Origin of the sequence: Lacticaseibacillus zhaodongensis (assembly GCF_009687905.1) — a bacterium.
Classification (GTDB): domain Bacteria; phylum Bacillota; class Bacilli; order Lactobacillales; family Lactobacillaceae; genus Lacticaseibacillus; species Lacticaseibacillus zhaodongensis.
This window is the reverse complement of the sequence record NZ_BLBG01000009.1, coordinates 61,987-88,909: the sequence shown is the minus strand read 5'-3', so window position 1 is coordinate 88,909 and position 26,923 is coordinate 61,987. Positions and strand designations below refer to the sequence as shown.

Below are 26,923 nucleotides of genomic sequence, written 5' to 3'. Positions count from 1 at the left end.
ACCGCCTAAAAATAACAAAAAGACCTCCTATCATGGAGATCTTCCCGAATGATATATTTATTCTTCAACACCAGTTGGCACAGACCCAATCAAATTTACCAAAATCGCAATTAACTACTACGCATCATTTTGCTAATCTCGCAACTTCTTCACCACCCGAAACAGTAACTCTTCCGTATAGTCCCGGTTTTCGTTCAACATGAACACCGTCTGCTCGGCGAGGGTGGGCGTATCACCGCCTTGCTGCCACTGCTCGACCCGCTGCTGGATTTTGTTTTCTGTAAAGCGCTCCGAAATGAGTTCGTCACTAGTACTGCTGATGAGGGCGTGGAGCTGTTTGTCTTCCTGATTCAAATCAATCACATCCTTAAGCCAGATTATAGCGCTTACGCGGAGTTGCGGCTACTTTGCGCTCTTTTGCCCGGGCGCTTTTTGGGTTAATATGAAGCATAATGTATGCGCGGTTTGCGCACCCTTAATTTTGCCATTAACGGCTGGAGGATTTAGCCATGACAACGAACAAAGAAAACATGTTGGATTATATCGGCGACAAGATGGACGCGCTCGACTTTGACGGCGACCTGAACATCAACTGGGACAAGGAAGCGCACGTGATGGAGCTTGAATACACCATCACCGTGGAGACGAACAAGGATTACTCCATCGAGGACCAAGAGGGTGAAGTCGTCGACAAGGGCGAAGTTTCTTACGATGACGCCGTACTCTTCTACGACAAAACGCGCGTCGATGGCGAAGAATACGCCGACAACTACCTGGCCATCATTCCTTTCGCCGGCAAAAAGGGCATCGACCAGGCCACCGTCGATGGTTTCTTCGAATACTTCCAGCAGTTGCTGGACGACGGCGAATCCGACTTGCTGGACTTCGTTGACGGCACGAGCGAAGACGACAACTTTGCGCTCGACTTCGACCAAGAAGCCTTTGAAAAGGCCGTTGCTGCGCAGCCGGCCGCTAAGCAGTCCGTTTTTTACGGCTACCCGAAGTACTAAGGTGTCGCCATGGAATGGTTAACGATTAAAGTTGATACCACGCCCGGTGCCCTCGAACCCGTCAGCAACATTCTCTTCGCTGCTGGCGCTGAGGGGACGCAGATCGAGGACCACAGCACTAATAACATGATCGCCGCAGACCGCGCCATCATCAGTGGTTATTTTGCGGAGAGCGTCAACATTACCGAGCTGATTGCCAACGTCCAGAGCAAGGTCAGTGGTCTGACTGAGTTCGGCTTCGACGTCGGAGCTGGCACCGTCAGCAGTGGCGCCGTGGACGATGCGTCTTGGGTCAAGGTGTGGGAGAAGTACTACCACGCCGTGCGCATCAGCCGCTACCTGACCGTGGTGCCACGCTGGGAGGAATACACCCCACAGCAAGTCGGTGAGATTCAGCTGATCATGGATCCCGGCAAAGCTTTTGGTACCGGCACGCACCCCAGCACCCGGCTGACACTCGGCCTGCTGGAAGGCTGCTTGCGTGGCGGTGAAGACGTGCTCGACGTCGGCACCGGTTCCGGAATTTTGGCCATCGCCGCCATGAAAATGGGCGCGAAGCAGGTGCTCGCCACCGACCTGGAAGAGGACGCGGTTGCAAGTGCCGAGTTCAACATCAACCTGAATATTGTCGATCACATCACGGTCAAGCAGAGCAACTTACTGAACGGAATCGAGACAACCGCCGACCTCGTGCTGGCCAACATGTTGCCGGTCGCACTGGTACCGCTCATTCCGCAGGTTACCGATGTGCTCAAGCCAGGCGGAAACTTCCTGCTTGCGGGCATCATCAGTGAAAAGGCGGACTTGATCAAAAAGACGCTGACAGATAATGGTTTCAAGGTCGTTGAGGAGCGCCGCAGTGGCGATTGGGTCGCCCTGCGCGCCCAGCACGCCGCGGAGGTGGAATAATGCAACGCTACTTCACGGATCAAGTGCTGCAGCCGGGCACAAGCGTCCAGCTAGACGCAACCGCAACGAAACATGCGGTCAAAGTGCTGCGGATGCAAGAAGGTCAGCAGTTGGAACTAGCCGATGCGCATGGCAATGTGTACCTGGTCACCATCACCGGCACCGACCCGCTGACCGTGCGCGCCGAGTCTGACCTGCACAAAAATGCCGAGCTGCCCGTCGCCGTGACCATTGTCTGCGGTGTCGGCAAGGCACAAAAGCCCGAGCTGATCACGCAAAAAGCCGTTGAACTCGGAGCTAGCCGCATCGTGTTTGCCAATTCCCAGTGGGCCACCGCCCGCTGGCAGGACAACAAGGTCGCCAAGAAGCTGGAACGGCTGCAGCTGGTTGCCCGCGGCGCGGCGGAACAGAGCCACCGCAACGTGGTGCCAACCGTGGAATTTCTGCCCAAGCTGACCGCTGCTAGCACGATTCCCGCCGATGCGCAGATCATTGCCTACGAGGAAAGCGCCAAGCAGGGGGAGACCGCCGCATTGGTGGCCGCACTTGCGCAGCAGCCGCGCACCCTGACGGCGGTCTTCGGACCCGAGGGCGGCATTGCGCCGGAAGAGGTTCAGGAGCTGACCGCCGCGGGGTTCGTCGCGGCCGGCCTCGGCCCCCGCATCTTGCGCACCGAAACCGCACCGTTATATTTACTCAGTGCCATCTCCACAATTACAGAGTTAATGGAAGGAAAGACGAATATTGCTGCAAAAAATCAATAGCTGGTGGCAAAAGCCAACGGTTCTGCTTGTTATCACCAGTTTAATCATGGCCATTGTTGCTCCTTATTTCTTCAAGTTAGTGCACCTGTCCGTTGCTTGGCGCGTGGGACTTTTGTTCATCATTCTTGATGGCGCCTTTGCTTGGTGGATCGGGCGCCACATGAAGAAGACCCACCTGTTCTGGGCCCTCGTGTTCATCTTTCCGATCCTTTTTGCCGCCATGGTCTTCTTCCGCTTTGCGAAGTATGACTACTGGTTCACGGCTTACTACCTGCTTTTGAGTATCATTGCAATTTTGAAAGACTAGCTTTTTTGTAGTCGTTTTGTATAATCTAAGTAACTGGCAAAGCACGTACACTGGGACGTGCTTTTATTGTATTTTTTCGATTTTTTGAGGATGGCGATTAAGATGGCAGAACCAGCAGAACTGACTCAGCAGCAGGTGTACGATATCTGCGCGGGTTACATGAATGAAAAGCATCTGGCGTTCGTGAAGAAGGCCTATGATTTCGCGGCCTATGTACATAAAGATCAGTTGCGGCAAAGCGGTGAGCCTTACATTATTCACCCGATTCAGGTCGCGGGGATCTTGGCGAACCTGAAGATGGACCCGGCGACGGTTGCGTCCGGCTACCTGCACGATGTGGTCGAGGACACGAACATTACCTTGGGCGATATTAACGAGCTCTTCGGTAAGGACGTCGCCGTGATCGTTGACGGGGTGACCAAACTGAGCAAGGTCACATACGTCGCGCACAAGGACGAACTGGCCGAGAACCACCGCAAAATGCTCATCGCCATGGCCCGGGATCTGCGGGTCATCATGGTCAAGTTGGCCGACCGCCTGCACAACATGCGCACCCTGATGCACCTGCGGCCGGACAAACAGCGCCGCATCGCGACCGAGACGCTGGACATTTTTGCCCCGCTAGCCGACCGCTTAGGGATCAGCACCATCAAGTGGGAGCTGGAAGACCTATCGCTGCGCTACCTGAACCCGCAGCAGTACCACCGCATCGCCAGCCTGATGAATTCCAAGCGGACCGAGCGTGAAGCTTACATCCAGAACGCCATCGAGGACATCGATAAGGCGCTGGAAGGCAGCCATATTGAGTACAAAATTTACGGGCGCCCGAAGCACATCTACTCTATTTATAAGAAAATGCGCGACAAGCACAAGCAGTTCAGTGAACTCTACGACCTGCTCGCCGTCCGGGTGATCACGACCTCCATCAAGGACTGTTACGCCGTCCTTGGGGTCATCCATACCAAGTGGAAGCCAATGCCCGGCCGCTTCAAGGATTACATCGCAATGCCAAAAGCCAACCTGTATCAGAGTCTGCACACGACCGTCATCGGCCCTGGTGGTAAGCCGCTCGAAGTCCAGATCCGGACCGAAGAGATGCACCACGTCGCTGAATATGGTGTTGCGGCCCACTGGGCATACAAGGAAGGCCAGACCGATGAAGTCCACTACGACTCCGACGGCCGCAAGCTGGACATGTTCCGCGAAATTCTGGAACTGAAGGATGAAACCAAAGACGCCGCCGAATTCGTCGACAGCGTTAAGGGCGACATTTTCTCCGACCGCGTCTACGTGTTCACGCCGCGGGGGGAAGTCTACGAGCTGCCGAAGGGGAGCAACACCCTTGATTTCGCCTACCGCATCCACACCGAGGTCGGGAACCACACAGTCGGCGCGAAGGTCAACGGCAAGATCGTGCCGCTGAACTACCAGCTGAAGAACGGGGACATCGTCGAGATGCTCACGTCCGCCAGTAGCACGCCGAGTCGCGACTGGACCAAGGTCGTCTTCACCTCCCGCGCGCGGAACAAGATCCGCCGCTACTTCAAGCAGGAGGACAAAGAGGACAATGCCATCAAGGGCCGCGACATGCTGGAACACCAGCTGCTCGAGATGGGCCTGCACCCGAATGACTTCCTCGACAAGCAGCCAATGGACGCACTTCTTAAGCGGCTCAACTACGCGACCGAAGACGAGCTGATGTCCGCCATCGGTTACGGTGAGCTGACCCCACTGGTCGTCGCCAACCGCCTGACCGAGAAGTACCGCCACGACAAGGAAGAATCCGAAAAACGCGAGCGTGAGCAGGCCATCCTGAACGAGAACAAGAAGGTCACCACCGTCAGCAAGGAGCGCAAGCCATCCAGCAAGAACAAGGCGAAGGCGAAGAGCCAACAGGGCGAAGATTCCGGCGTCGTCATTGAGGGCGTCGACAACTTCCTGGTGCACCTGGCAAAATGCTGCCTGCCCGTTCCCGGCGACCCGATCGTTGGTTATATCACCCGCGGCCGCGGGGTCACCATTCACCGCGCCGACTGCCCGAACGTGACCGACAGCCCCGAGGAACAATCCCGGCTGATCGATGTGCACTGGCGCAAGCAGGTGGACAACGCGCAGTCCTTCAACGCGGACCTGGAGATTTTTGGTTACAACCGCAACGGCTTGCTTAACGACGTGCTGCAGGTGCTGAACGCGCAGACGAAGAACCTGAACAACATCAACGGGCGCGTGGATCACGACCAGATGGCGGACATTCACGTGACGGTCGGCATCAACAACTTGCACCAGCTCGATCACATGATCGATGCCATCAAGAACATTCCGGACGTCTACGAAGTTAAGCGGGCGAACGGTTGATTTGATTTGAATTATTGGAGGTAGAAGCAACTATGCGATTAGTAGCACAACGGGTCACTTCGGCCTCCGTGCGGATTGCCGGCGAAGTGGTCGGCAAGATTGACGCGGGCTTCATGGTGCTGGTCGGCATCGGTCCCGATGACGACGAAGCGACGGTGCAGAAGCTGGCGCACAAGCTCGCCAAGCTGCGGGTCTTCAGTGATGACGCGCGCAAAATGAATCTGGCGCTCGCGGATGTTGGCGGGAGTGTGCTCTCAATTTCCCAGTTCACGTTGTACGCGGACGTGCGCAAGGGTAACCGGCCCAGCTTCACTGACGCCGCGAAGCCTGAATTAGGGGCTAAGCTCTACGACCAGTTCAACGCGGATCTGCGCGCACTAGGACTGCACGTCGAAACCGGCGAGTTCGGCGGCGACATGCAAGTCGAACTCGTCAACGACGGGCCAGTCACCATTTGCTTCGATTCGGCGGTGATGTAGCGTGAAGACAGTCATTTGGGATTTTGATGGCACGCTCTTCGACACCTATCCGGGGATGATCAAGGCACTGCAGGCGACGCTGAGCGATTACGGCACCCAAGATAGCGATGCCCACGCGTTGCTGCTTGCAATCAAAATCGACTCAATGAAAAAAGTGTTCGATGATTACGCCCGGGAACACCAGGTCGACCGGAAGGAATTGCAGCGCGTCTACAACGGCTATGAGCTGGAGCTGAACGCGGACCCCAAACCGTATCCGGGCGCGGGTGAATCCCTGCAGGCTGTGCACGCGGCAGGGGGGATGAACCTACTCTGGACACACCGCGACCAAAAGGCATGGCGCCTGCTGCAGCGGTACGGCTGGAAGGACTTGTTCGCCGGCGGAACGACCATCGACATGCACTTCAAGCGCAAGCCGGATCCAGAGTCAATCAACTTCCTGCTGAACAAGTTCAATCTGCAAGCTGCCGACACCCTGGTGGTGGGGGACCGCTACCTCGACGTCGCGGCCGGTACTGCGGCCGGGTGTAACACCTTGTACTTGAACGTTGACGGCCTGAACGCCGCGCCGGCTGCAACTTGGCATGCGGACAGTTTGCTTGAAGCAGAGCCACTGGTGCGGGCGTTTGTGACGGAGCAGTTCAAGAAGTGAGTTTTGGCAGCTTTTTTGACTCGAATCCGCCCTAACTGATTGACATGTTTCGAGCAAGCGGTTATATTTAACACAACATACAAGTCCTTTAACATCGGTCCCGTGAGGCTGAGAAGGATGCGGAAGCCTTAATCGGGCCAAAGCCTCTCACTCGTCACGGGTGAGGGGCTATTATTTTACCCAGAGCGCAGCGGGGCTCGCCGATGATGCGCGCCGTAATCGAGACGTGTGGAACTTGCAGCAGGCAAATAATTAGATGGAGGAATCATCTTGGCAAAGGAATTAGTTGATGGCGTGGGCATGCAACGGGTTTTGACCCGGATCACCTACGAAATCATTGAGAAGAACAAGGGCCTCGGCGACATCGTGATCATCGGGATCAAGACCCGTGGCATCTACCTGGCGCGCCGGATTGCAAAGCGCATCAAGCAACTGGAGGATGTCGACGTGCCGGTTGGCGAACTGGACATCACGCTGTACCGGGATGATTACCACAAGGCCGGCACCGATGAGGCCCAGTTCCACGGTTCCGACATTCCCGTCGACATCAAGGACAAGAACATTGTCCTCGTTGACGACGTGCTCTTCACAGGCCGCACCACCCGGGCCGCGATGGACGCGCTGATGAAAATCGGCCGCCCGCAAAAGATTGCCCTGGCCGTCCTCGTTGATCGCGGCCACCGCGAACTGCCAATTCGCGCCGATTTTGTCGGTAAGAACATTCCCACGTCACTGCACGAGCAGATCAAGGTTTCCGTAGAGGAGGTCGACGGCAGCGACAGCATTGCCATTGAGAATATTAAGTAAGAATCCAAAGCGATTTAATTGTCTCCAGAGAGAGCAAAATTGGTGCTTGGTTCCGGCTACTTTGTGTAGCGCTGTAACTACCGGTTTGCTCTAAGCAAATTGGTAGTTTTTTTATACACAAGTATGTCGCACCAGCACGGGAGGAAAAACACATGTTAGCTTACCCAGATGTAGCAAAACGCAATATCTTATCAATGCAGGATTTCAGTAATGATGACGTCCAGGAGGTCATCAAGCGGGCGGAGGACTTCAAGCACGGCGCCAAAATCGAGCTGGCCGAACCAGTTTACGTCGCGAACCTGTTCTTTGAAAACAGTACCCGCACCCACAGCTCCTTCGAGATGGCGGAACACAAATTAGGCCTCACCCTGATTGATTTTGACCCCCAGCACAGTTCCGTGACTAAGGGTGAGACCCTGCACGACACCTTGCTGACGCTGAACTCGGTCGGTGTGAACATCGCGGTCATCCGCCACAGCCAGGAAGAATACTACACACCACTAGTCAAGGCGCCGGACCTGGACATTGCCATCGTCAACGCTGGCGACGGGGCGGGCGAACACCCATCCCAAAGCATGCTGGACCTGATGACCATTCACGAGCATTTCGGCCATTTTGCCGGGCTCAAGGTCCTCATCTGCGGTGACATCAGCCACTCCCGCGTTGCCCGTTCCAACGCCGAAATCCTGCAGCGGCTGGGTGCAACGCTTGAGTTTGCCGGCCCGGAGCAGTGGTACGACTCAGCTTTTGACCGCTACGGCAAGCACACCACGATCGACGCTGCGGTAGCCGACGCGGACGTGGTCATGGTATTGCGGGTGCAGCACGAACGCCACGACCCGAGCGAAAGCTTCACGGCCAGCCAATACCGCGCAAAATACGGCCTGACCGACGCCCGCGCCATCCAGATGAAACGCGAAGCAATCATCATGCACCCAGGCCCAATCAACCGCGGTGTCGAGCTCGACAGTGACCTAGTCGCCAATCCTCAGTGCATGTTTGCGCAACAGATGCGTAACGGCGTCTTCGTCCGCATGGCGCTGCTGGAACGCGTCATGAAAGTTCGGAAATTAGGTGGCCTGCATGAATAACTTCCTCCTGCAAAATGGCAACATCTACATGAACGGGTCGTTCTTCAAGGGTGACCTGCTGATTGAAAACGGTAAGGTCGCAGCTTTTGGCACTTGGCTCGCGGCTCCGGCCGGGACCACGGTCATCGACCTGGACGGTAAGCTCGTCACCCCCGGTCTGGTCGACCTGCACGTGCACCTGCGCGACCCCGGCCAGACGGACAAGGAAACCATCGCGACCGGCAGCGCGGCTGCGGCCCGCGGCGGGTTCACCACGATTGCGGCGATGCCGAACGTCGACCCGGTGCCGGATAGTGCCGAGCGGGTGAAGGCCATGCTGAAACGCGACCGCAACGAAGGCAAGGTCCACATTCTCCAGTACGCGAGCATCACCAAGGGCAGAGTTGAAGGTCCCTGTGTTGATTTTGCCGCGGTCAAAGCGGCTGGGGCGGTGGGCGTGTCCAACGACGGCTCTGGGATTCAAAGCGCCGCGACCATGTGGCAGGCACTGAACGGTGCGGCCAAGGCGGGCATCCCGCTGGCGGAACATGTTGAGGAAAACAGCCTGAAGTTTGGCGGCGTGATCAACGCCGGCGCCAAAGCTGAGGAGATCGGCGTGCCCGGCATCATTGGCAGCGTTGAGACCAGTCAGCTGGCCCGCGACCTGGCGCTGGCCAAGGCGGCGAACGCGCCTTACCACGTCTGCCACCTGAGTATGGCGGACAGCGTGGCCATGGTACGCGCGGCCAAAGCAGCCGGCGTCAAGGTGACCGCGGAAGTCACCCCGCACCACCTGCTACTAAGCGACAGCGACATTCCGGGCGACGACGCCAACTTCAAAATGAACCCACCACTGCGCAGCGAGGCTGATTGCGCCGCGGTGCTGCAAGGGCTGGTTGACGGCACGATCGATTGCATCGCGACCGACCACGCACCACACACCGCAGCCGAGAAGTCTAAGGGACTCTGCGGCGCGCCGAACGGTATCACCGGCAGTGAGACCGCCTTTGCGGCCATTTACACCAAGCTGGTGCGGCCAGAAGGATCGAAGTTGACCTTAACCCGGCTGCTTGACGCCATGACCAGTGGTCCGGCCCAGATTTTCGGCTTGCAGCACTGTGGCAGTATTTTACCCGGTGATGCGGCCGACATCGCGGTGTTTGACCTGGAGCGTGGCGCAGAGGTCAAAGCGGAAGATTTTGCCTCAAAGGGAACAAATTCACCTTTTGTTGGGCAAACCCTGTACGGCAACTGCGCTTACACCTTCGTGGATGGCGAATTGGTGTACGCAGCTGAGGAGGATTAATAATGAAACGCTACTTAGTACTTGAAGATGGCTCCGTTTTTGCCGGCACCGCGTTCGGCAGCGACAAGGAGATGCACGGCGAGGTGGTCTTCAACACCGGGATGACCGGCTATCAGGAAACCATCACCGACGCGTCCTACTGCGGGCAAATTATCACATTTACTTACCCGCTGATTGGCAATTACGGCGTCACCGCAGACGATGACGAATCCGTGGCCCCATCCTGCAGCGGGGTGGTGGTCCACGAACTCGCCCGCCGCGCTAGCAACTGGCGCAACGAGCTGTCCCTGGACGAATACTTACGGCAACACGATATTCCCGGCATCAGTGACATCGACACCCGCCGCCTGACGCGGATTTTGCGGGAAGAGGGGGTCATGAAGGGCGCGCTGGTCAACGAACTCGGCGACGCAAAGGCGAAGGCTGCGGAGCTAAAGGCCGCGCACTTCAGCACCCAGCAGGTCGAGCAGGTCAGCACCAAGAGTGCCTACACCGACCCGAACAAGGGCCTGCGCGTGGTGCTCGTTGACTTCGGACTCAAGTACAGCATTCTGCGCGAACTGGCGCAGCGTCAGTGCAACGTGACGGTCGTGCCGAGCGACGTGACCGCAGCCAAAATCGAGCAGCTCCACCCAGACGGCGTGCTGCTCTCGAACGGTCCCGGTAACCCCGAGGACGTCCCCGCCGCACTTCCGATGATCCGCGCGGTGCAGGAGCGCTACCCACTCATGGGCATCTGCCTGGGTCACCAGCTGTTTGCCTTAGCAAACGGCGCAACCACCAGCAAAATGCGTTTTGGTCACCGCGGCTTCAACCACCCGGTGCGTGAAATCGCGACCGGCAAGACGGTCTTCACCGCCCAGAACCACGGCTACGCGGTCGACGCCGACTCACTTGCGGGCACGCCACTTTTGCAAACATATACGGAAATTAACGATGACACCGTCGAGGGACTGCGCCACCGCGACCGGCCGGCATTTTCCGTCCAGTTCCACCCGGACGCAACGCCGGGCCCGCACGACGCGCGCTACTTATTCGATGATTTTGTCGCACTGATGAAGAAGAACAAACAAACTAAGCAGGGGGCCAAAGCAGATGCCAAAGCGGAATGATATTCACAAAATCATGGTGATCGGCTCCGGGCCGATCATCATCGGCCAGGCGGCGGAATTCGATTACTCCGGCACCCAAGCCTGCCTCTCACTGCGCGAGGAGGGCTACGAAACGGTCCTCGTTAACTCCAACCCGGCGACCATCATGACCGACAAGGAAATCGCCGACCACGTCTACATCGAACCCCTGACCTTGGAGTTCGTCAGCCAGATCTGCCGTAAAGAGATGCCCGACGCCATTTTGCCAACGCTGGGCGGCCAGCAGGGGCTGAACATGGCCGAAGAACTCGCCAAGTCCGGCATCCTAAAGGAACTGAACATCGAGTTGCTCGGGACCAAGCTCAGCGCCATCGACCAGGCCGAGGACCGCGAGCAGTTCAAGGAGCTCATGCAGCAGCTGGGCGAACCAATTCCGGCCTCCCAGAGTGTCGAAACCGTGCAGGCGGCGGTGGATTTTGCTAACAAAATTGGCTACCCGGTCATCGTGCGGCCCGCGTTCACCATGGGCGGCACCGGTGGCGGCATGTGCGGTGACGAGGCGGAACTGCGCCAAATTTGTGGCGGCGCGCTGAAGCTGTCGCCAATCACGCAGGCCCTGATCGAACAGAGCATCGCCGGCTTCAAGGAAATTGAGTACGAAGTGATGCGTGACCACAAGGGCAACAGCCTGGTCGTCTGCAACATGGAAAACGTCGACCCGGTCGGCATTCACACCGGGGATTCTGTCGTCACCGCACCCATCCAGACGCTCTCCGACAAGGAAAACCAGATGCTGCGGGACGCGTCACTGAAGATCATCGGCGCGCTCGGCATCGAGGGCGGCTGTAACGTGCAGCTCGCACTGGATCCGCACAGCTTCCAGTACTACATCATTGAAGTTAACCCGCGCGTGTCCCGGTCCAGTGCGCTCGCATCCAAGGCGACCGGCTACCCGATTGCCAAAATTGCGGCCAAAATCGCGGTCGGGCTCAACCTCGACGAAATCATCAACCCAGTCACCAAGACCACATACGCCCAGTTTGAACCCGCACTGGACTACGTGGTCACCAAAATCCCACGCTGGCCATTTGACAAGTTCGTTAACGGCAACCGCACCCTCGGTACGCAAATGAAGGCGACCGGGGAAGTCATGGCGATTGGCCGGAATTTCGAAGAGTCCATCCTGAAGGCGGAGCGGTCATTGGAAATCGGCCACCTGCACCTGCAGAGTGATGAGGCCGACAACAGTACTGAAGAGGAGCTCAGCGACCGCTTGATTCATGCGCGTGACGACCGTCTCTTCTACGTCATGGCGGCGCTGCGCCGCGGCTACAGCGTGGAAGGCGTCGCCGAGTTGTCCGGCATCGACCCCTTCTTCGTTGATAAGTTCATGCACATCGTCGAAATCGAGCGCCAGCTGGCGGCCAAGCCCGCCGATGAGGCCACACTGCGTCTAGCCAAAAAGAACGGCTTTTGCGATGCGGAAATCGCCCAGCTCTGGCAGGAACGCCCGGGCGCGGTGCGCCACCAACGGGATGTGCAGCACATCCTGCCGGTTTACAAGATGGTCGACACCTGTGCGGCCGAGTTCGCCTCCAGCACGCCATACTTCTACAGCACCTACGAGGAAGAAAACGAGAGCAAGCGCTCTGGAAAACCATCCGTCCTCGTTCTCGGCTCGGGCCCAATCCGCATCGGGCAGGGGGTCGAGTTTGACTATGCGACCGTCCACTGCGTCCAGGCCCTGCAGAAGGCTGGCTACGAAGCCATCATCATGAACAACAACCCAGAAACGGTTTCCACCGACTTCTCGATCTCCGACAAGCTGTATTTTGAACCGCTGACCTTCGAGGACGTCATGAACGTTATCGAGCTCGAACAGGTCCAAGGGGTCATCGTCCAGTTCGGGGGCCAGACCGCCATCAACCTGGCGGCGCCACTAGCGGCAGCGGGTGTCAAAATCCTCGGGACCAGCGTGGCCGAACTGAACCGCGCTGAGGACCGCGACGAGTTCGAAAAAGTCGTTCAGAAGCTCGCCATCCCGCAGCCCAACGGCCAGACCGCAACGACTAAGGAAGAAGCTAGCGCCGTGGCGGCTAAAATCGGTTACCCGGCGCTCATCCGGCCCAGTTATGTACTCGGTGGCCGCGCCATGGAAATCGTCAACAATGACGCGGAACTGCGCCACTACATGGACACCGCCGTCAGCGTCTCCAACGACCACCCCGTCCTGATTGACCACTATCTCGAAGGCAACGAGTGTGAAGTTGACGTCATTGCGGATGGTAAGGACGTCCTTTTGCCCGGCATCATGGAACACATCGAGCGGTCCGGAGTTCACTCCGGCGACTCGATGGCCATGTACCCGCCGCAGGACTTCTCGCAGAATGTCTGCGACCAGATTGTTGACCAAGCCACCCGCCTGGCCCGCGAACTGCACACGGTGGGGATGATGAACATCCAGTTCATCGTTGCGCACGAAGAGGTTTACGTCATCGAAGTTAACCCGCGGGCCAGCCGGACGGTGCCGTTCCTGAGCAAAGTCACCGGCATCCCGATGGCGCAGGTCGCCACCCGCGTCATCATGGGCGAAAAGCTCGCCGACTTGCCATACGGTGTCGGCCTGCACACTCCGGGCACCATGGTTCACGTCAAGGCACCGGTGTTCTCCTTCACCAAGCTGGCGGACGTCGACAGCCTGCTCAGTCCCGAAATGAAGTCTACCGGTGAGGTCATGGGTAGCGACACGACCCTGGCCAAAGCGCTGTACAAAGCCTTCGTCGCCACCAAGCTCCAGATTCCCGACTCCGGAACGGTGCTATTCACCATCGCCCAGAAGCAAAAGGGCGAGGCCCTCGAACTGGCCAAGCGTTTCCGCAATCTCGGCTACAGCATCCTTGCCACCAGCGGGACCGCCGCCTACTTTGCTGAGCACGGACTCAAGGCCCGCACCGCCACCAAAATTGGTGCTGGCGCCGGCGACATCATCGATCAGCTCGGCAGCGGCGCCATTCAGATGGTCCTGAACACAGTCGAAGCCGACCAAGACGCTGGGCGCGACGCCTACCGGATCCGGCAGGCGGCCACACTGAACGGGGTGCCGCTGCTGACGGCTATCGATACCGCCGCCGCAATTTTGCAGGTACTCGAATCCCGCGCCTTCACCACGCAAGAACTGTAGTAATTAGAACTAAGAAGGAGTTAGAACATGCGCATTGACGAACCAATCATTGCTTTAGATTTTCCCAGTCAAGAAAACGTCACCGACTTTCTGGACCGCTTCCCGGTCTCAGAGGAGTTGTACGTGAAGGTGGGGATGGAGCTGTATTACGCCGCCGGTCCTGACATCGTGCGGCTGCTCAAAAGTCGCGGCCTGCGCGTGTTCCTCGACCTGAAACTACACGACATTCCGCATACGGTTGAAGCGGCGGCCCGCGTTATCGCCAGCCTTGGGGCCGACATGTGCACCGTGCACGCGGCTGGTGGCAGCGACATGCTCAAAGCGGCGCGCAGCGGTCTGGACGCGGGCAGTCGGGGCACAACCCCGCTGATGCTGGCAATCACCCAGCTGACTTCAACCAGCCAGGAGCAGCTCAACACGGAGCTGCAAGTGCCCGGTAGCATGCGCGACTCGGTACTCGGCTTGGCGCGGATGGCAAAAGGGGCCGGTGCAGACGGCGTCGTTTGCTCGGCACTGGAAGCAGGGGACGTGGCAGCCAAGGTCGGCACGGATTTCCTGCGCGTCACACCCGGCATTCGCCCTGCCGGCGCCGCGACTGGTGACCAGGCGCGGGTGGTGACGCCCCAGCGCGCCGGCCAAATCGGCAGTTCGGCAATCGTCGTCGGCCGGCCGATTACCCAGGCTGACAATCCCTACAGCGCCTACACGGCAATCAAGACGGCTTGGAACGAAGGAGAACAAAATGACTAATTACGAAACCACTGTTGCTAACGACTTGCTGAACATCGGTGCGGTCACTCTGAGCCCGCAAAAGCCCTACACCTGGGCGAGCGGCCTCAAAAGTCCAATTTACACCGACAACCGCCTGACCATTGCCTACCCGATCGTGCGCACGCACATCGCGGACGGACTGGCCGACCTGATCCGGACCCACTACCCGCAAGCCGAAGTCATCGCCGGCACCGCCACCGCGGGCATTCCGCACGCGGCTTGGGTGGCAGAACGGCTCAACCTGCCGATGGTCTACATCCGCTCCAAGCCCAAGGACCACGGGCAAGGGCGGCAAATCGAAGGCCGCATTTTGGCCGGTGCCCACACCGTTGTGATCGATGACCTCATCTCCACTGGCGGCAGTGTGCTGAAGGCCGTCGCCGCGGCGCGGAAGGCAGGGGCCGATGTGGTCGGCGTTGCCGGCATCTTCAGCTACCAGCTGCCGGCCGCGACGAAGAATTTTGCGGACGCAGACGTGACGCTGCGAACACTGACCAATTACGGCAGCCTGATCACGGCGGCGGAAGCGGCGGGGGCAATCGAAAGCGCGGATGTGGCGCTGCTGCACCGCTGGCGGGAAGATCCGGAGCACTGGCTGGACTAAAACTTACTGGATGCTAAAAATGCCCTTCTACTTCATTACGGTAGGAGGGTATTCTGTTGGGTTTGGATTTTCGGTAACTGCGGGTGGTGAGCGCATCACTCACTCCGCAGCTTTGCTGCTTCGATGTCGATTGTACTAATGGCGGCAGAGCCGCAAAAGTACAAATCGCTCCGCTACGCCGCTGGGAGGGACAAAGGTTTGCCGGGGCCGTGTCTGAGCCTGGCAAAACCCGCCAGTCTCAGCACTGAACTTCAAGCCCGCTTTGTTTACGCTTCGGCCAGGATAACTGAACTTATTGCTTTAATCCTACTGGCGGTCTCTACGTTCTCCCCGATTGGTAACGAAGCCCACGTTACCAATCGCGACGGCAAAGTCCCTCCCAACGGCTAGCTCCGAGGCACCCACCACCCTAGGACAAGCATTCTAAGTCAGATATTCGTATCATTTATTGTCACAAAATCCGAATCAATGGTAGGAATGTTGACATCTAGAGCCATCCACAGTCCTTACGATACGTTATGAAAGCCATTGGTATTGAGCAAGCAGTTGGGGGGCTGTATGTACAAAAACATGTACGCGATATATACTTGTGTAAGGAAAAAGTGGAGGCGAATCATGACAAGTGTGACCAGAAAAATCGGTAAGAGCAATCAGTCGCTCATCACGGTTATCCCAAAGGAATACGCCGCTAAATTGAAACTTTCCGTTGGTGATGAAGTAGAAGTTACGCTGGACGGTGACGCAATCAAGTTGACAAAAAAACAGAAAAATGGCGCCACTGATTTTGAGGAAGCCATGCATCAGGCTGAACAGCTCTACACTGAGTTTGAACCGCTGATGGATTATTTGCAGGACAAGTAATGGAATACTTAACGAAAATCCAGCTAATTTCGCTGAATACTTTTATCCAGCAGAAGCAGGGAACAAGGGCAAACATTCGTGATGCCAGAGCCTTGGATTACATCATTCAGTCAGCACATCAAGAGGTTTTTGGCAGGGTACTTTACCCAACGGTGATTGACTTAGCGAGTTTCTATTTTATTAACGTAATTAAAAAGCACGTGTTTAACGATGCCAACAAGCGAACGGCTGTGCTGGCATTATTCATGGTGCTGCGCCTGAACCACTTCAAGTACAAAAATAACCATGAATCGCGGCTGATGATTGGTGAGCTGGCAATACGCAGCCCTAAAAAACACGTTCATAATCAGTGACACATACCTGGAAATGGATCCGTTGCCTTTAAATTGCGGTCATTATGTTAATAAACACAGCAGTAGGGTGGCGGGCGCCTTTTCCGGGAACGGAGCTGGCGGGAGTGACCATGCTGAAACGATAATTAATAGTCTAGCCTGGGTTTGGCTAGGCTATTAATTATCGGGGCGAGCGGAGAGACCGCGAAGTTGAATATAGGAGGAACTTGCAAGTTTAGCGAAACAGTTAATTTAACACGGCGGGCTCGGAGCTCAACCGGAAGACTTGACCTGGGCTTGCCGGGGCTCTTAGCGCTTCAGCGGTTAGAGCTTCCGGACATCGGAGAGGTCAAGCCTGGAGGTGTGCCCCAGCATGCCTGTCCGTCACTGCCGCCAGTGAAGTGGGAGGAAAATGCGCCCGCCACCCGGCAGTTACCGCAAGTCCCCGCACTTAAATTCAAATTACGGAAGCCAATAAAAATCCGCCGCAGCCACATGACTACGACGGATTCGTTTTCTAATTTTAGTAGAGCCTATTGATGGTGCCCGGTCTGGAAGTACTTGTTCAGTCCGGTGACGACATCGGCTGCCACCTGGTTCTGGTAACTCGGACTGCTGATCTCAGAGAAGTCCTTCTTCGCGTTGATGTACCCGAGTTCCAGCAGCACGGCCGGCTGCGTGTTGTCGCGCAGGACTTCATAGTTCCCGAACTCCACGCCCCGGTTGCTGACGGGCAGGGTGCTCGTCGCGCTGTTGATGGCATCGGCGAGCGGCATGTCCTTACTCTTGCTGTAGTAGTAAGTGGTGTGGCCACTAGCCTTGGTGCCCTGGTTGGTGGAGTCAAAATGGATACTGATGAAGGCGTCAGCATTGGTTTTGGCCGCAATCGTTGGCCGTGGCGATAGGTCAACGTAGGTGTCGTTGCTACGGGTCATGACCACGTTCGCACCGGCACTCCGTAGTTGGGCGGCGATCCGCTCGGCAACTTGCAGGGTGTAGGTCTTTTCGTAGTGCTTACCGTTGCTGGAAAGAGCACCCGTATCGCTGCCACCATGACCAGGATCAATGACGATGGTCGCTTCGGCGAGTGAAGTAGCGGCCTTGTGCGTTTTGCCGTCGTTCGGGGTAGTAACGACCCAGCTGGCAATAAAGCCTTCCTTGCCATCACTAGTGCGAACGCGGTACCACTCACCATCAGTTTTGACCACTTCAAGCTCTGTGCCCTTAGCAATGTTCTTGACGACGGTGGCGTTGATGCCGCCCGCGGTCCGCAAGTAACTGTTCGTTTTGGCGGTCACCTTGAGGGTCGTACCGGGCTTGGCCGTTGAAACCTGGCTCTGAGCCGTTGAGATTGAGGCGGTTTGGCCGGTCATGCTGAGGTAGGTACTCTGGACCCAGGCGGCGGTACCATTAAACTCGATTTGGCTCCAGTTGCCTTGGGTGTAAACGACCTTAACGGAATTACCCGGGCGCAAGGCACCGACAATTTTTGCACTCACTTGGGCGTACTGGTGCACGTTGACGGTCGTCTTGGCAATGGCAACGCGGGCGGCGGTAGTAGTGGCGGCATCGCTGTCGACAAGCCAGCTAGCCACCCAGCCGACCTTGTTGCCGGCGAGGCGGACCTGATACCAGGAGTTGCGCTCGCTGATCACGGTCAGACTGCTGCCGTGTTTGATCTGACCCATCACGTTGTAGGCCAGACCGGGGCCTTGGCGCACGTTGAGGATGCTCGCCTTGACGCTGATCGTATTCGTTTTTGCCATGGCGGTGGTGGTAACCGCGCTAACTGCAAGTAGCGCCGCACTGATTGCAATCAGGGGCCACTTGCCGAGCCGTACGTTTTTCTTCACTGGTCCAATCTCCCAAAATGCTTTCTTAATGGCATTATACCAAAGTTCTTGTGATTATTTTAGCTTTGATTATCTTACGATTAATGCCGTATTGACTTTCGGCCGGCTAGTAGGTACTATAGGACGCGAATAGATAGTGCGCCAGTGAAGAAGCAGAAGAGATCAAACGCAGCGACTTGGGGTTGGTGAAAGCCCAAGAACGATCGACAAGACACTTTGGAGGCAGATCAGCTCCGGTAGCCACCGTTATGGCTTGAGTAAAAAAGCAAGGTGGTACCGTGTCCGCACCCTTCGCGTCTAGCGAGGGGTGTTTTTTTTATGCACAGAGAGGGGAACAACATGACGACTTACCAACGGCCAAAAGGCACCGCAGATATCCTGCCAGGCACCAGTGAGCTCTGGCAATATGTAGAGGCGAATGCACGCAAGGTGTTCGATGAATACCGTTACCGCGAAATTCGCACACCAATTTTTGAAAGTTCCGACGTTTTCTCCCGGACCAGTGGGGAGACCAGCGACGTTGTTTCTAAGGAAATGTACGTCTTTAAGGATAAGGGCGACCGGATGATGGCCCTGCGTCCAGAAGGAACCGCCGGCGTGGTCCGGGCGTACATCGAAAACAAGCTGTACGGGCCCGAATTCGCTAAGCCCTACAAGGTTTACTACATGGGGCCAATGTTCCGTTACGAACGGCCACAATCTGGTCGCCAGCGCCAGTTCCACCAGATTGGGGTCGAAGCGTTTGGCAGCAATTCACCTGCACTGGATGCTGAAACGATTGCACTCGGCCGCGACCTGCTGAACTCTTTGGGCGCCAAGAGCCTGAAGATCGTCATCAACAGTCTCGGTGATCCAGAGAGTCGGGTGGCCTTCCACAAGGCGCTAGTCGACTACCTGACCCCATTCAAGGATGAACTGTCCGATGATTCCAAAATCCGGCTGGAGAAGAACCCACTGCGGATTCTCGATAGCAAAGACCGCCACGACCAAGAAATCGTCAAGAACGCACCGTCAATTCTTGACTACTTGACGCCAAGTGCCGCAGAGCATTTTGCCAAGGTCAAGGAATTGCTTGAAGCGCTCGACATTCCTTACGTGGTCGATTCAACAATGGTCCGCGGTTTGGATTACTACAACCACACGATTTTTGAAGTCATGAGCGATGACCCCGCATTCGGCGGCGGTTTCACCACGATTCTGGCTGGGGGCCGGTACAACGGTCTGGCTGAAGAACTCGGTGGCCCGCAGACGCCTGGGGTTGGTTTTGCCATGGGGGTTGAGCGCCTGATGCTCCTGCTGGAAGGCAAGGAAGTGCAGCAGCAGCTGTCCACCTACATCGTTGCCATTGGTGCAGATGCACAGGTTGCGGCCCTCAAGCTCGCGGCCAAAATTCGCCACCAAGGCTTCACGGTCGACATGGACTTCATGGACCGCAAGCCAAAGGGCCAGTTCAAGAGTGCCAACCGTGAAAATGCGGAGCTGGTCATCACGATCGGCGACCAGGAACTTGAGAACGGAACCGTGCAGATCAAGAACATGGCTTCCGGCAAGCAGCTAGAAATCAAGCAGACTGACGTGAACGACGATTACGCTGCCGTTCGCAAGCAGCTACTTGCAGATTAGTGAGGAGAATATTTCATGAGCAAACGTACTATGTATGCCGGTGACGTTACCGCCGCCGACATCGACAAGACCGTTACCCTCAAAGGGTGGGTCAAGAAGAGCCGCCGTCTGGGCAACCTGATTTTCGTTGATCTCCGTGACCGCGCCGGCGTCGTCCAGCTGGTGTTCTCAGCTGAATTTGATGCCGCCGCTCTGGAACAGGCCAACGAACTGCGCAGTGAATACGTCATCGAAGCAACTGGTGAAGTTAAGGCCCGCAAACCGGAAGCAGTCAACAAAAAGATGCACACCGGTGAAGTTGAAGTCGAAGTCCACCAGCTGACCGTTTTGAACAAGTCTAAGACACCGCCATTCGACATTGAAGACGGCGTGAACGCATCTGAGGACACCAAGCTCAAGTACCGTTACCTCGACTTGCGCCGGCCAGAGATGCAAAAGGCATTGCTGCTGCGGTCCAAAATCACGATGGCAACTAACCGTTACTTCGATGAGAACGGCTTTATCTACATTGAAACCCCAGACCTGACCAAGAGTACCCCTGAAGGTGCCCGGGACTACCTCGTGCCATCACGGGTTTATCCTGGTTCCTTCTACGCTCTGCCCCAGTCACCACAGCTGTTCAAGCAGCTGCTGATGGGCGCTGGTTACGACCGGTACTTCCAGATTGCGCGCTGCTTCCGTGACGAAGACCTGCGTGGGGACCGCCAGCCAGAATTCACCCAGATCGACATGGAAACCAGCTTCCTGAGTGCGGAAGAGATCCAGACGTTGACCGAGGGCCTGCTCAAGCGGGTCATGAAGGACGTTATGGGTATCGATATCAAGACCCCAATCCAGCGCATGGACTGGCAGGAAGCTCAGGACCGCTTCGGTAGCGACAAGCCTGACCTGCGTTTTGGCATGGAGCTGCAGGATGTTTCTGACCTCGTCAAGGACAGTGACTTCAAGGTCTTCAGTGGTGCGGTTGCTAACGGCGGTCAGGTCAAGGCCATCGTTTTGCCACAGGCTGCTGCGAAGTACTCCCGCAAGAAGATCGAAGAACAGCAAGAATACATCAAGCGCTTCGGTGCTAAGGGCTTAGCTTGGATGAAGGTTACCGATGACGGTATCAGCGGCCCAATCAGCAAGTTCTTCGGCGACGGTAAGGAACTGACCGATAAGCTTGACGCTAAGTCCGGCGACCTGGTCCTCTTCGTTGCCTCCACGCCTAAGGTTGTTGCCGACTCACTCGGCTACCTGCGGACGCATTTTGCCAAGGACCTCGATCTCATCGACGAATCCCAGTTCCGCTTCGTTTGGATCGTCAACTGGCCACTGTTCGAATACGATGAAGGGGACAAGCGTTGGGTTCCAGCGCACCACCCATTCACCATGCCGAACGAAGAAGACGTCCACCTGCTGGACAGCGAACCTTACAAGGCCCACGCCCAGTCCTACGATATCGTGCTGAATGGTTACGAAATCGGTGGTGGTTCCATCCGTATCCACAACCGCGAGATTCAGGAAAAGATGCTCAAGGCGCTCGACTTCACCCCAGAACGGGCCCAAAAGCAGTTCGGCTTCCTGCTTGACGCTCTGGACTACGGCTTCCCGCCGCATGGTGGTCTGGCAATCGGTCTTGACCGCTTCGCAATGCTGCTGGCTGGCCGCGATAACATTCGCGATGTCATTGCCTTTCCTAAGAACAGCAATGCCAGCGAACCAATGACCCGTGCACCACAGCCAGTCGTTGACTCCCAGCTCGAACCGCTGGGCATCGAGCTCAACGCAACCGGCGAAAAGGAGCAGGCCGATGAAGGCAATGCTCCCGAAGATAAGTAAAAATATCCAGTTTAATTTGTAAAGTAATACGACCCCGGGCAGAATTGTCTGGGGTCGTTTTGCGTTGTCTGCTCCAAATGAGGCATAAATGCACTTGTAGCGGGCATTCGTATCGTTACGCATGGCAACATAATTTCAGAAAATTGCCACCGCTAATTTTGCGAAAAGGCTTAAATTGTTGGGTTGGGCGTGTTATGCTTTGAATACTAATACGGAAATTATTGGATGGGGGAGCCAATCTTGCAGGAACTCGATAAAATTATCAAGCGGTATCAGACCATCAGCCGCATCTCAGCCGCGTTCTTCTACGCAATCTGTGTAACGCTAGCCCTGAACCTGTTCTGGGAACCCGGTGGTGTTTACGCATCCGGGATTACCGGTGCCGCGCAGCTCGTCTCCACCGTGGTCACGCGCTGGTTCAATTTTGCTTTCCACACGCCCTTTGGCATGATGAGCACCGGCGGCATTTTATCAACCGGGACCATGCTCTTCATCTTGAACGTGCCATTATTCATCTTGGCTTGGAACAAAATCGGCCACCGCTTCACGATTTTCACCATGCTGTCGGTTTTAGCGTCAACAATTATGCTGCGCCTACTGCATTTTCCGCCATTAACTAAAGACCCGATCCTCTGTGGGATTTTCGGGGCGGTTATCAACGGTCTGGGCACGGGGATGGCGCTGCGCAACAACATCTCCACCGGGGGTCTCGACATTCTCGGTCTGGTTATCCGCAAAAAGACGGGTTCATCGATTGGGCAAATCAACATCGCGTTTAACTTCGTGATCGTTATCTTCGCCGGCTTCCTGCTCGGCTGGCCGCACGCGCTGATTTCCGCGCTGTCCATCTTCATCAACGGCCGGATGATCGACTCCCTCTACACAACGCAGCAGCGGCTACAGGTTATGATCGTTACCTCGCACCCGAAGGAAGTCATCGCCCAGATTCAAGCAGACCTACGCCGCGGAATCACTATCGTCCACGACGCGGAAGGGGCGTTCCGGCACGAGGAGAAGACGATTCTCTTCACGGTCATCAGCCAAGCGGAAATGTACGACTTCGAGGTCGCGATGAAAAAGTCAGATCCGTACGCCTTCGTGTCGATCACGCAGGCTGTCAAAATCCTCGGGCGTTTCTACGAGCCGGAGATACGGTGACAATACTTATTTCAGTTTCAGTCCACTCTTTGTAGGGTGGACTTTTTGTGTATATCAATTTAGTTCAGGTGCGGGGGGAGTGGGTAAGCTGCCGGGTGGTGGACACCTATACTCCCGCTGCGCCCCGGGGCTGCTCCATGCACAGGGTCGCGTTCAAGCCTTGCAAACCCGGCAAGTCTTGCCGCTAAGCTGGCGGCCAACGCTCGCCTCAGGCTCACTTTGTTGTCCGTGCGCTTCCCCCAATTGTTAGCGGCAAGCCTGCACAACCCGCAGTCTAGCAGCTAACAATTGCGATGGCATGGAGCAGCCCCGGTTCTCCGCTCCCGTATAGGTGCCCGCCGCCCTAGTATCCGCATAAAACTCGTAGTAGGTTCGCCGGCGACGATGGATGAGAAAAAAAACAAGGCAGATAATACAGTTGATCTACTATCGCAGCAGTTGTACATGTTTAATGCGGTTACTTGAGCGGCGCCGTCTTATGAATGCCTCTGATGGATTTCAAAGGAACGCAATACTGAACGTGCATCGAACTTCAATTGATTCAGGCACTAGTACATTTACTGTACTTATCCCCCTGGAAAGCGAAATTACCACACGTGATAGTGATACAGCTAATTCCGCAGAAGAAAACTTTTACGTTCTCAATCTTGAACTTCGTAGAGTGGATTTAAACGCCATGTATCCCCAGAACTGTTTAGTAGCCTGGAGGGGCGCCGCTGCGTAGCGGAACAAAGACCGCATAAAGCCCAAACTGATAGTGAGCAGCGCTTTTCTGCTCACTATCAGGGGGTGATTTTGGGACCGCAACTGAGCGTCAGCGAGGGCGGCCCCAAAATTAGGCGGGAGCCACACGAGCAAAGCGAGTTTGGCGGGAGCCGGCCCCGGGCTGTTCCACGCGCAAGTATTTGTGCAGCGCAGCAGCGGCGCCCCTCCTGGCGGGCTCCAACCAACAACCACATCTGTAAAAGGAAAGCCGTTTCACACAGCGTGCAGAACCACTAGGTGAGGAATTTGAATCATTTAGCTGTTATGTGTAACTAATTGATTTTAGAAAAACTGAATGCTATTCTTAACCTAACTTTTTAAACGGAGGCGGCGTAATGCAGAATCAAATCATTAACTGGATTGGCCTAAAGAACGCAATTATCTACATTTTTGCGGCTTAGGGGCGAAGTCTACCCTTTTTTGGTCGACAGTTAATGAATTTGTCTGCAGGATGAGTCGCGAAGCGAGAATGCCGGTCCACTGGGTCCTGTGTGCGTGTTAGGCGCATCCAGGACCTTTTTCTGTCTGCAGACAGGAACGGAACAAAAATGAATAAAAGAAGAAATGTCTACTTGACATATTGTTACAGTTTTGCTGCCTGGTTCGGGATCACCAACTTGTGGGTGATTTACCTCGGTCAGAAGGGCTTGCCGCTCGTCCAAATCGGACTTTGCGAGAGCATTTTTCACGTTGCGAGCTTTTGCTTTGAAGTGCCGTCAGGGATGCTTGCGGATCGCTTCAGCTATAAAACCGTCTTGTACCTGAGCCGCCTGCTAGCAATTGCTTCTTCGCTGCTGATGCTGCTCGGACACTCGTTTCTCTGGTTCGCGGTGAGCTTCATCATTAGTGCCTGGTCGTACAATCTGCAGTCAGGGACTTTGGAGGCATTCGCTTATGAGTCGTTACCGCAATCAGGGCGGGATACAGCCTACCCAAAAGTGGTCAGTATGATGGGCATCATTACGGAGGTGGGCAGCACCGCGGGGGTCATTATCGCCGGGGCGTTAGTTCATTGGCATTTTGAATTGACCTATTACGCCGCAATCGTGCTGGGCTTGATGGCACTGCTGGTAATTGGCTTCATGGATGAACCAGCTGTGCACAGCAAACGCGAGGAGCGGCAAACCCTTGGTGAAATCACCAAAGCGGCAATTTCCGTGCTGGCTACCAAGCCGGGATTGCGCAATTTGATGTTGATTGACGCAAGCATCAGTACGATGGGTACGGCTTTCTATTATTATTTCCAAAATGTGATGACGACCGAGCATTTTGCCGGTTGGTTGATTTCGGGACTAATGCTGGCCAGCTCGGTTCTTGCCATCATCGCAATGAAGATCATGCCCACGCTACAGGCCCGTTTTACACAAGGACCATTACTGCTCACGGCGACGGGGATTGTGATTGGGGCCTTGCTGCTAAGCGGAATCAAGCAGCTACCACTAATGCTGATTATGTATCTGGTAGTGGAGGCGGTGATTGCCATGCTTGACCCACTATTCAATGCCTATTACAACGTGCTGATTCCTAGTGGTCAGCGCGCAACGCTACTCAGTGTGGCCAGCATGCTTTTCTCAATTGAGATGGTCGTGGTGTTCCCGGTTTGCGGCTGGTTTGTCAGCGCAATTGGCTTTAACGCAACCTTTGCGGGCCTGGGTGTGGCACTGCTGATCGGCATGTTTGCTGGGCATTCGTTCATCAAGCGTAGTCGAGCGTAATTAGTCAAAATAAATCTCGTTACGGACTAAAGTTACAGTCCGTGGCGGGATTTTTTGTAAGTTCGACCGATAACATTTGCATTGTAATTCACACTACTGTTTTATCTGTAGAAATGTTATGTAGCCTGGAGGGGCGCCGCTGCGTAACGGAACAAATACCGCGTAAAGCCCAAACTGTTGTTAAGCAGTGGGCTTCTGCTTAACAGCAGGGGGTGATTTTGGGACCGCAGCTGAACGGAGTGAAGGCGGCCCCAAAATTAGGAGGAGGACTCGCGAAGCTAGTCCGTATCCGGCCCCGGGCTGTTCCACGCGAAAGTATTTGTGCAGTGAAGCAGCTGCGCCCCTCCAAGCGGCCCTTAACGCTCTATAAGCACAATAAAAGCCGTCTCAGAGTTTGTGAGGCGACTTTATAGGTCATAGTGTAAGTTTAGTTGTCGAAGACATCCATGCCCATGTGCTCCATGATCAGCGTGGCCGTTTCCTCGATTGAGCGGTGCGCCGTGTTGATAACGGTGCAGCCCAATTCCGCGTACAGCTTGTTCGCAAAATCGAGTTCCTCCATGACCTGATTCCGTGCGGAGTAGGTCGTGTCCGCGCTCAGCCCGTACGCCAGCATACGCTGCCGCCGGAACTCCATCAGTACCTGGGGGTCAGTGGTCAGGCCAACGATTTTCTTCTTATCTACGCGGTAGATTTCATCCGGAATTTTGCTCTTCGGAACCAGCGGCAGGTTAGCAACTTTCAACTTGCGGTTGGCCAGGAAGAGGGACAGCGGTGTCTTGCTGGTGCGGGATACACCCAGCAGGACGATGTCGGCCTTCAGGAAGCCCTTCGGATCCTTGCCGTCGTCGTAAGTGACCGCAAATTCAAGAGCACTGATGCGGTCGAAGTAATCCTTGTTCAGGTCGTGGACGGAGCCGGCGATGCCAGTTGGCTTCTCGTTGTACTTTTCACCGATTGCCGTAACCAGCGGGGTGAACACGTCGAAGCAGGGCAGATCCATTTCCTTAGAGTACTTATCGGCGTCAGCAGCGAGGTCGCCTGTCGCGAGGGTATTGATCACGATGCCGTCGTTCTTTTTGGCGGTATCGAGGGCCTCAACCAGCTTCTCGCGGGTCTGAATGAAGGGGTAGCGCAGGTAGCGGGGCTCGAGACGCGGAAACTGGGCCGCGACCGCTTCAGCCAGCTGGTTGGCGGTGTCACCAACGGAATCAGAAATAATATAGAAATTAATTGTTTTGCTCATACGAAAAACTCCCATCAGTAAATAACGGATTGATACCGCTATCATACCATAGCTGTCGTTACAGTGCTGAAAATTGTCTGCTTAAATGGGCGTATAGCCCTTGCCGAATAAACAAAATCCGACTACACTTATACGTATTGAACGATAAATCACAGAGTATTTTAGGCGCAGTCTTACGGGTTTATAAAAACTTGCAGCGAATACGTTGACGTCCAGCTAATGCTTAGCTATAATGTTTAAGAA

Annotated in this window: 23 protein-coding genes; 20 read left to right on the top strand and 3 right to left on the bottom strand. The window is 55.7% G+C overall.

Annotation, left to right across the window (positions count from 1 at the left end; translation table 11 throughout):
• Window positions 1–132: 132 nt before the first annotated feature.
• Window positions 133–354 carry a hypothetical protein gene (locus tag GN107_RS07750; RefSeq protein ID WP_155287233.1) on the bottom strand — a complete coding sequence of 74 codons (222 nt, stop codon included), beginning with the start codon at window positions 352–354 and terminating at the stop codon, window positions 133–135.
• A 155-nt stretch (window positions 355–509) separates the two neighbouring features.
• On the opposite strand from GN107_RS07750, the gene GN107_RS07745 reads away from it, so the two are divergent.
• The 16 genes from GN107_RS07745 to GN107_RS07670 all read left to right on the top strand — a co-directional run bounded on the left by GN107_RS07745 (window position 510) and on the right by GN107_RS07670 (window position 16,520).
• On the top strand, window positions 510–1,010 hold the full coding sequence (locus GN107_RS07745; RefSeq protein ID WP_155287232.1) for a DUF3013 family protein: 501 nt from the start codon (window positions 510–512) through the stop codon (window positions 1,008–1,010).
• A 9-nt stretch (window positions 1,011–1,019) separates the two neighbouring features.
• Window positions 1,020–1,919, top strand: a complete 900-nt coding sequence (prmA, locus tag GN107_RS07740) for a 50S ribosomal protein L11 methyltransferase (protein WP_155287231.1) — start codon at window positions 1,020–1,022, stop codon at window positions 1,917–1,919.
• Window positions 1,919–2,683: an RsmE family RNA methyltransferase gene (locus GN107_RS07735; RefSeq protein WP_155287230.1), complete on the top strand. Its 765-nt coding sequence runs from the start codon at window positions 1,919–1,921 to the stop codon at window positions 2,681–2,683. The genes prmA and GN107_RS07735 overlap by 1 nt, the downstream gene beginning before the upstream one ends.
• Window positions 2,664–2,990, top strand: a complete 327-nt coding sequence (locus GN107_RS07730) for a hypothetical protein (protein ID WP_155287229.1) — start codon at window positions 2,664–2,666, stop codon at window positions 2,988–2,990. Before GN107_RS07735 ends, GN107_RS07730 begins: the two co-directional genes overlap by 20 nt.
• Window positions 2,991–3,092: 102 nt before the next feature.
• Entirely contained in the window at window positions 3,093–5,345 is a 2,253-nt protein-coding gene (locus GN107_RS07725) for a RelA/SpoT family protein (protein WP_155287228.1), read from the top strand.
• A 32-nt stretch (window positions 5,346–5,377) separates the two neighbouring features.
• Entirely contained in the window at window positions 5,378–5,824 is a 447-nt protein-coding gene (gene dtd / locus GN107_RS07720) for a D-aminoacyl-tRNA deacylase (RefSeq protein WP_155287227.1), read from the top strand.
• Window position 5,825: 1 nt separating this feature from the next.
• Window positions 5,826–6,476 carry an HAD hydrolase-like protein gene (locus GN107_RS07715; protein WP_155287226.1) on the top strand — a complete coding sequence of 217 codons (651 nt, stop codon included), beginning with the start codon at window positions 5,826–5,828 and terminating at the stop codon, window positions 6,474–6,476.
• A 270-nt stretch (window positions 6,477–6,746) separates the two neighbouring features.
• Window positions 6,747–7,283, top strand: coding sequence for a bifunctional pyr operon transcriptional regulator/uracil phosphoribosyltransferase PyrR (pyrR, locus tag GN107_RS07710; RefSeq protein WP_155287225.1), 537 nt, complete (start codon window positions 6,747–6,749; stop codon window positions 7,281–7,283).
• A gap of 152 nt (window positions 7,284–7,435) precedes the next feature.
• Window positions 7,436–8,374 carry an aspartate carbamoyltransferase catalytic subunit gene (locus GN107_RS07705; protein WP_155287224.1) on the top strand — a complete coding sequence of 313 codons (939 nt, stop codon included), beginning with the start codon at window positions 7,436–7,438 and terminating at the stop codon, window positions 8,372–8,374.
• On the top strand, window positions 8,367–9,659 hold the full coding sequence (locus tag GN107_RS07700) for a dihydroorotase (RefSeq protein ID WP_155287223.1): 1,293 nt from the start codon (window positions 8,367–8,369) through the stop codon (window positions 9,657–9,659). Before GN107_RS07705 ends, GN107_RS07700 begins: the two co-directional genes overlap by 8 nt.
• 2 nt (window positions 9,660–9,661) lie before the next feature.
• Complete coding sequence (locus GN107_RS07695) at window positions 9,662–10,771, top strand: carbamoyl phosphate synthase small subunit (protein WP_155287222.1); 1,110 nt, start codon at window positions 9,662–9,664, stop codon at window positions 10,769–10,771.
• A complete protein-coding gene (gene carB / locus GN107_RS07690) occupies window positions 10,755–13,931 on the top strand; it encodes a carbamoyl-phosphate synthase large subunit (RefSeq protein ID WP_155287221.1) in 3,177 nt (1,058 codons plus the stop codon). Before GN107_RS07695 ends, carB begins: the two co-directional genes overlap by 17 nt.
• Before the next feature lie 27 nt (window positions 13,932–13,958).
• Complete coding sequence (gene pyrF, locus GN107_RS07685) at window positions 13,959–14,681, top strand: orotidine-5'-phosphate decarboxylase (protein ID WP_155287220.1); 723 nt, start codon at window positions 13,959–13,961, stop codon at window positions 14,679–14,681.
• Window positions 14,674–15,306 (top strand): orotate phosphoribosyltransferase, encoded by a 633-nt coding sequence (gene pyrE, locus GN107_RS07680; RefSeq protein WP_155287219.1) that lies wholly within the window; start codon window positions 14,674–14,676, stop codon window positions 15,304–15,306. Before pyrF ends, pyrE begins: the two co-directional genes overlap by 8 nt.
• A gap of 615 nt (window positions 15,307–15,921) precedes the next feature.
• Window positions 15,922–16,167, top strand: coding sequence for an AbrB/MazE/SpoVT family DNA-binding domain-containing protein (locus tag GN107_RS07675; RefSeq protein ID WP_196246287.1), 246 nt, complete (start codon window positions 15,922–15,924; stop codon window positions 16,165–16,167).
• On the top strand, window positions 16,167–16,520 hold the full coding sequence (locus tag GN107_RS07670) for a type II toxin-antitoxin system death-on-curing family toxin (protein ID WP_155287217.1): 354 nt from the start codon (window positions 16,167–16,169) through the stop codon (window positions 16,518–16,520). The genes GN107_RS07675 and GN107_RS07670 overlap by 1 nt, the downstream gene beginning before the upstream one ends.
• Before the next feature lie 512 nt (window positions 16,521–17,032).
• Here the strand turns inward: GN107_RS07670 and GN107_RS07665 are convergent.
• Window positions 17,033–18,352, bottom strand: a complete 1,320-nt coding sequence (locus tag GN107_RS07665) for an N-acetylmuramoyl-L-alanine amidase family protein (protein ID WP_155287216.1) — start codon at window positions 18,350–18,352, stop codon at window positions 17,033–17,035.
• Between the two features lie 339 nt (window positions 18,353–18,691).
• Between GN107_RS07665 and hisS the strand changes: the two genes are divergently transcribed.
• The 4 genes from hisS to GN107_RS07645 all read left to right on the top strand — a co-directional run bounded on the left by hisS (window position 18,692) and on the right by GN107_RS07645 (window position 25,434).
• Window positions 18,692–19,975, top strand: a complete 1,284-nt coding sequence (gene hisS, locus GN107_RS07660; protein ID WP_155287215.1) for a histidine--tRNA ligase — start codon at window positions 18,692–18,694, stop codon at window positions 19,973–19,975.
• 15 nt (window positions 19,976–19,990) lie between these two features.
• Entirely contained in the window at window positions 19,991–21,796 is a 1,806-nt protein-coding gene (gene aspS, locus GN107_RS07655) for an aspartate--tRNA ligase (protein ID WP_155287214.1), read from the top strand.
• 240 nt (window positions 21,797–22,036) lie between these two features.
• On the top strand, window positions 22,037–22,954 hold the full coding sequence (locus GN107_RS07650) for a YitT family protein (RefSeq protein WP_155287213.1): 918 nt from the start codon (window positions 22,037–22,039) through the stop codon (window positions 22,952–22,954).
• A gap of 1,313 nt (window positions 22,955–24,267) precedes the next feature.
• Window positions 24,268–25,434 carry an MFS transporter gene (locus tag GN107_RS07645; RefSeq protein ID WP_155287212.1) on the top strand — a complete coding sequence of 389 codons (1,167 nt, stop codon included), beginning with the start codon at window positions 24,268–24,270 and terminating at the stop codon, window positions 25,432–25,434.
• Window positions 25,435–25,861: 427 nt separating this feature from the next.
• Here the strand turns inward: GN107_RS07645 and GN107_RS07640 are convergent, their stop codons facing one another.
• On the bottom strand, window positions 25,862–26,680 hold the full coding sequence (locus GN107_RS07640) for a pyruvate, water dikinase regulatory protein (RefSeq protein ID WP_155287211.1): 819 nt from the start codon (window positions 26,678–26,680) through the stop codon (window positions 25,862–25,864).
• Window positions 26,681–26,923: the final 243 nt, after the last annotated feature.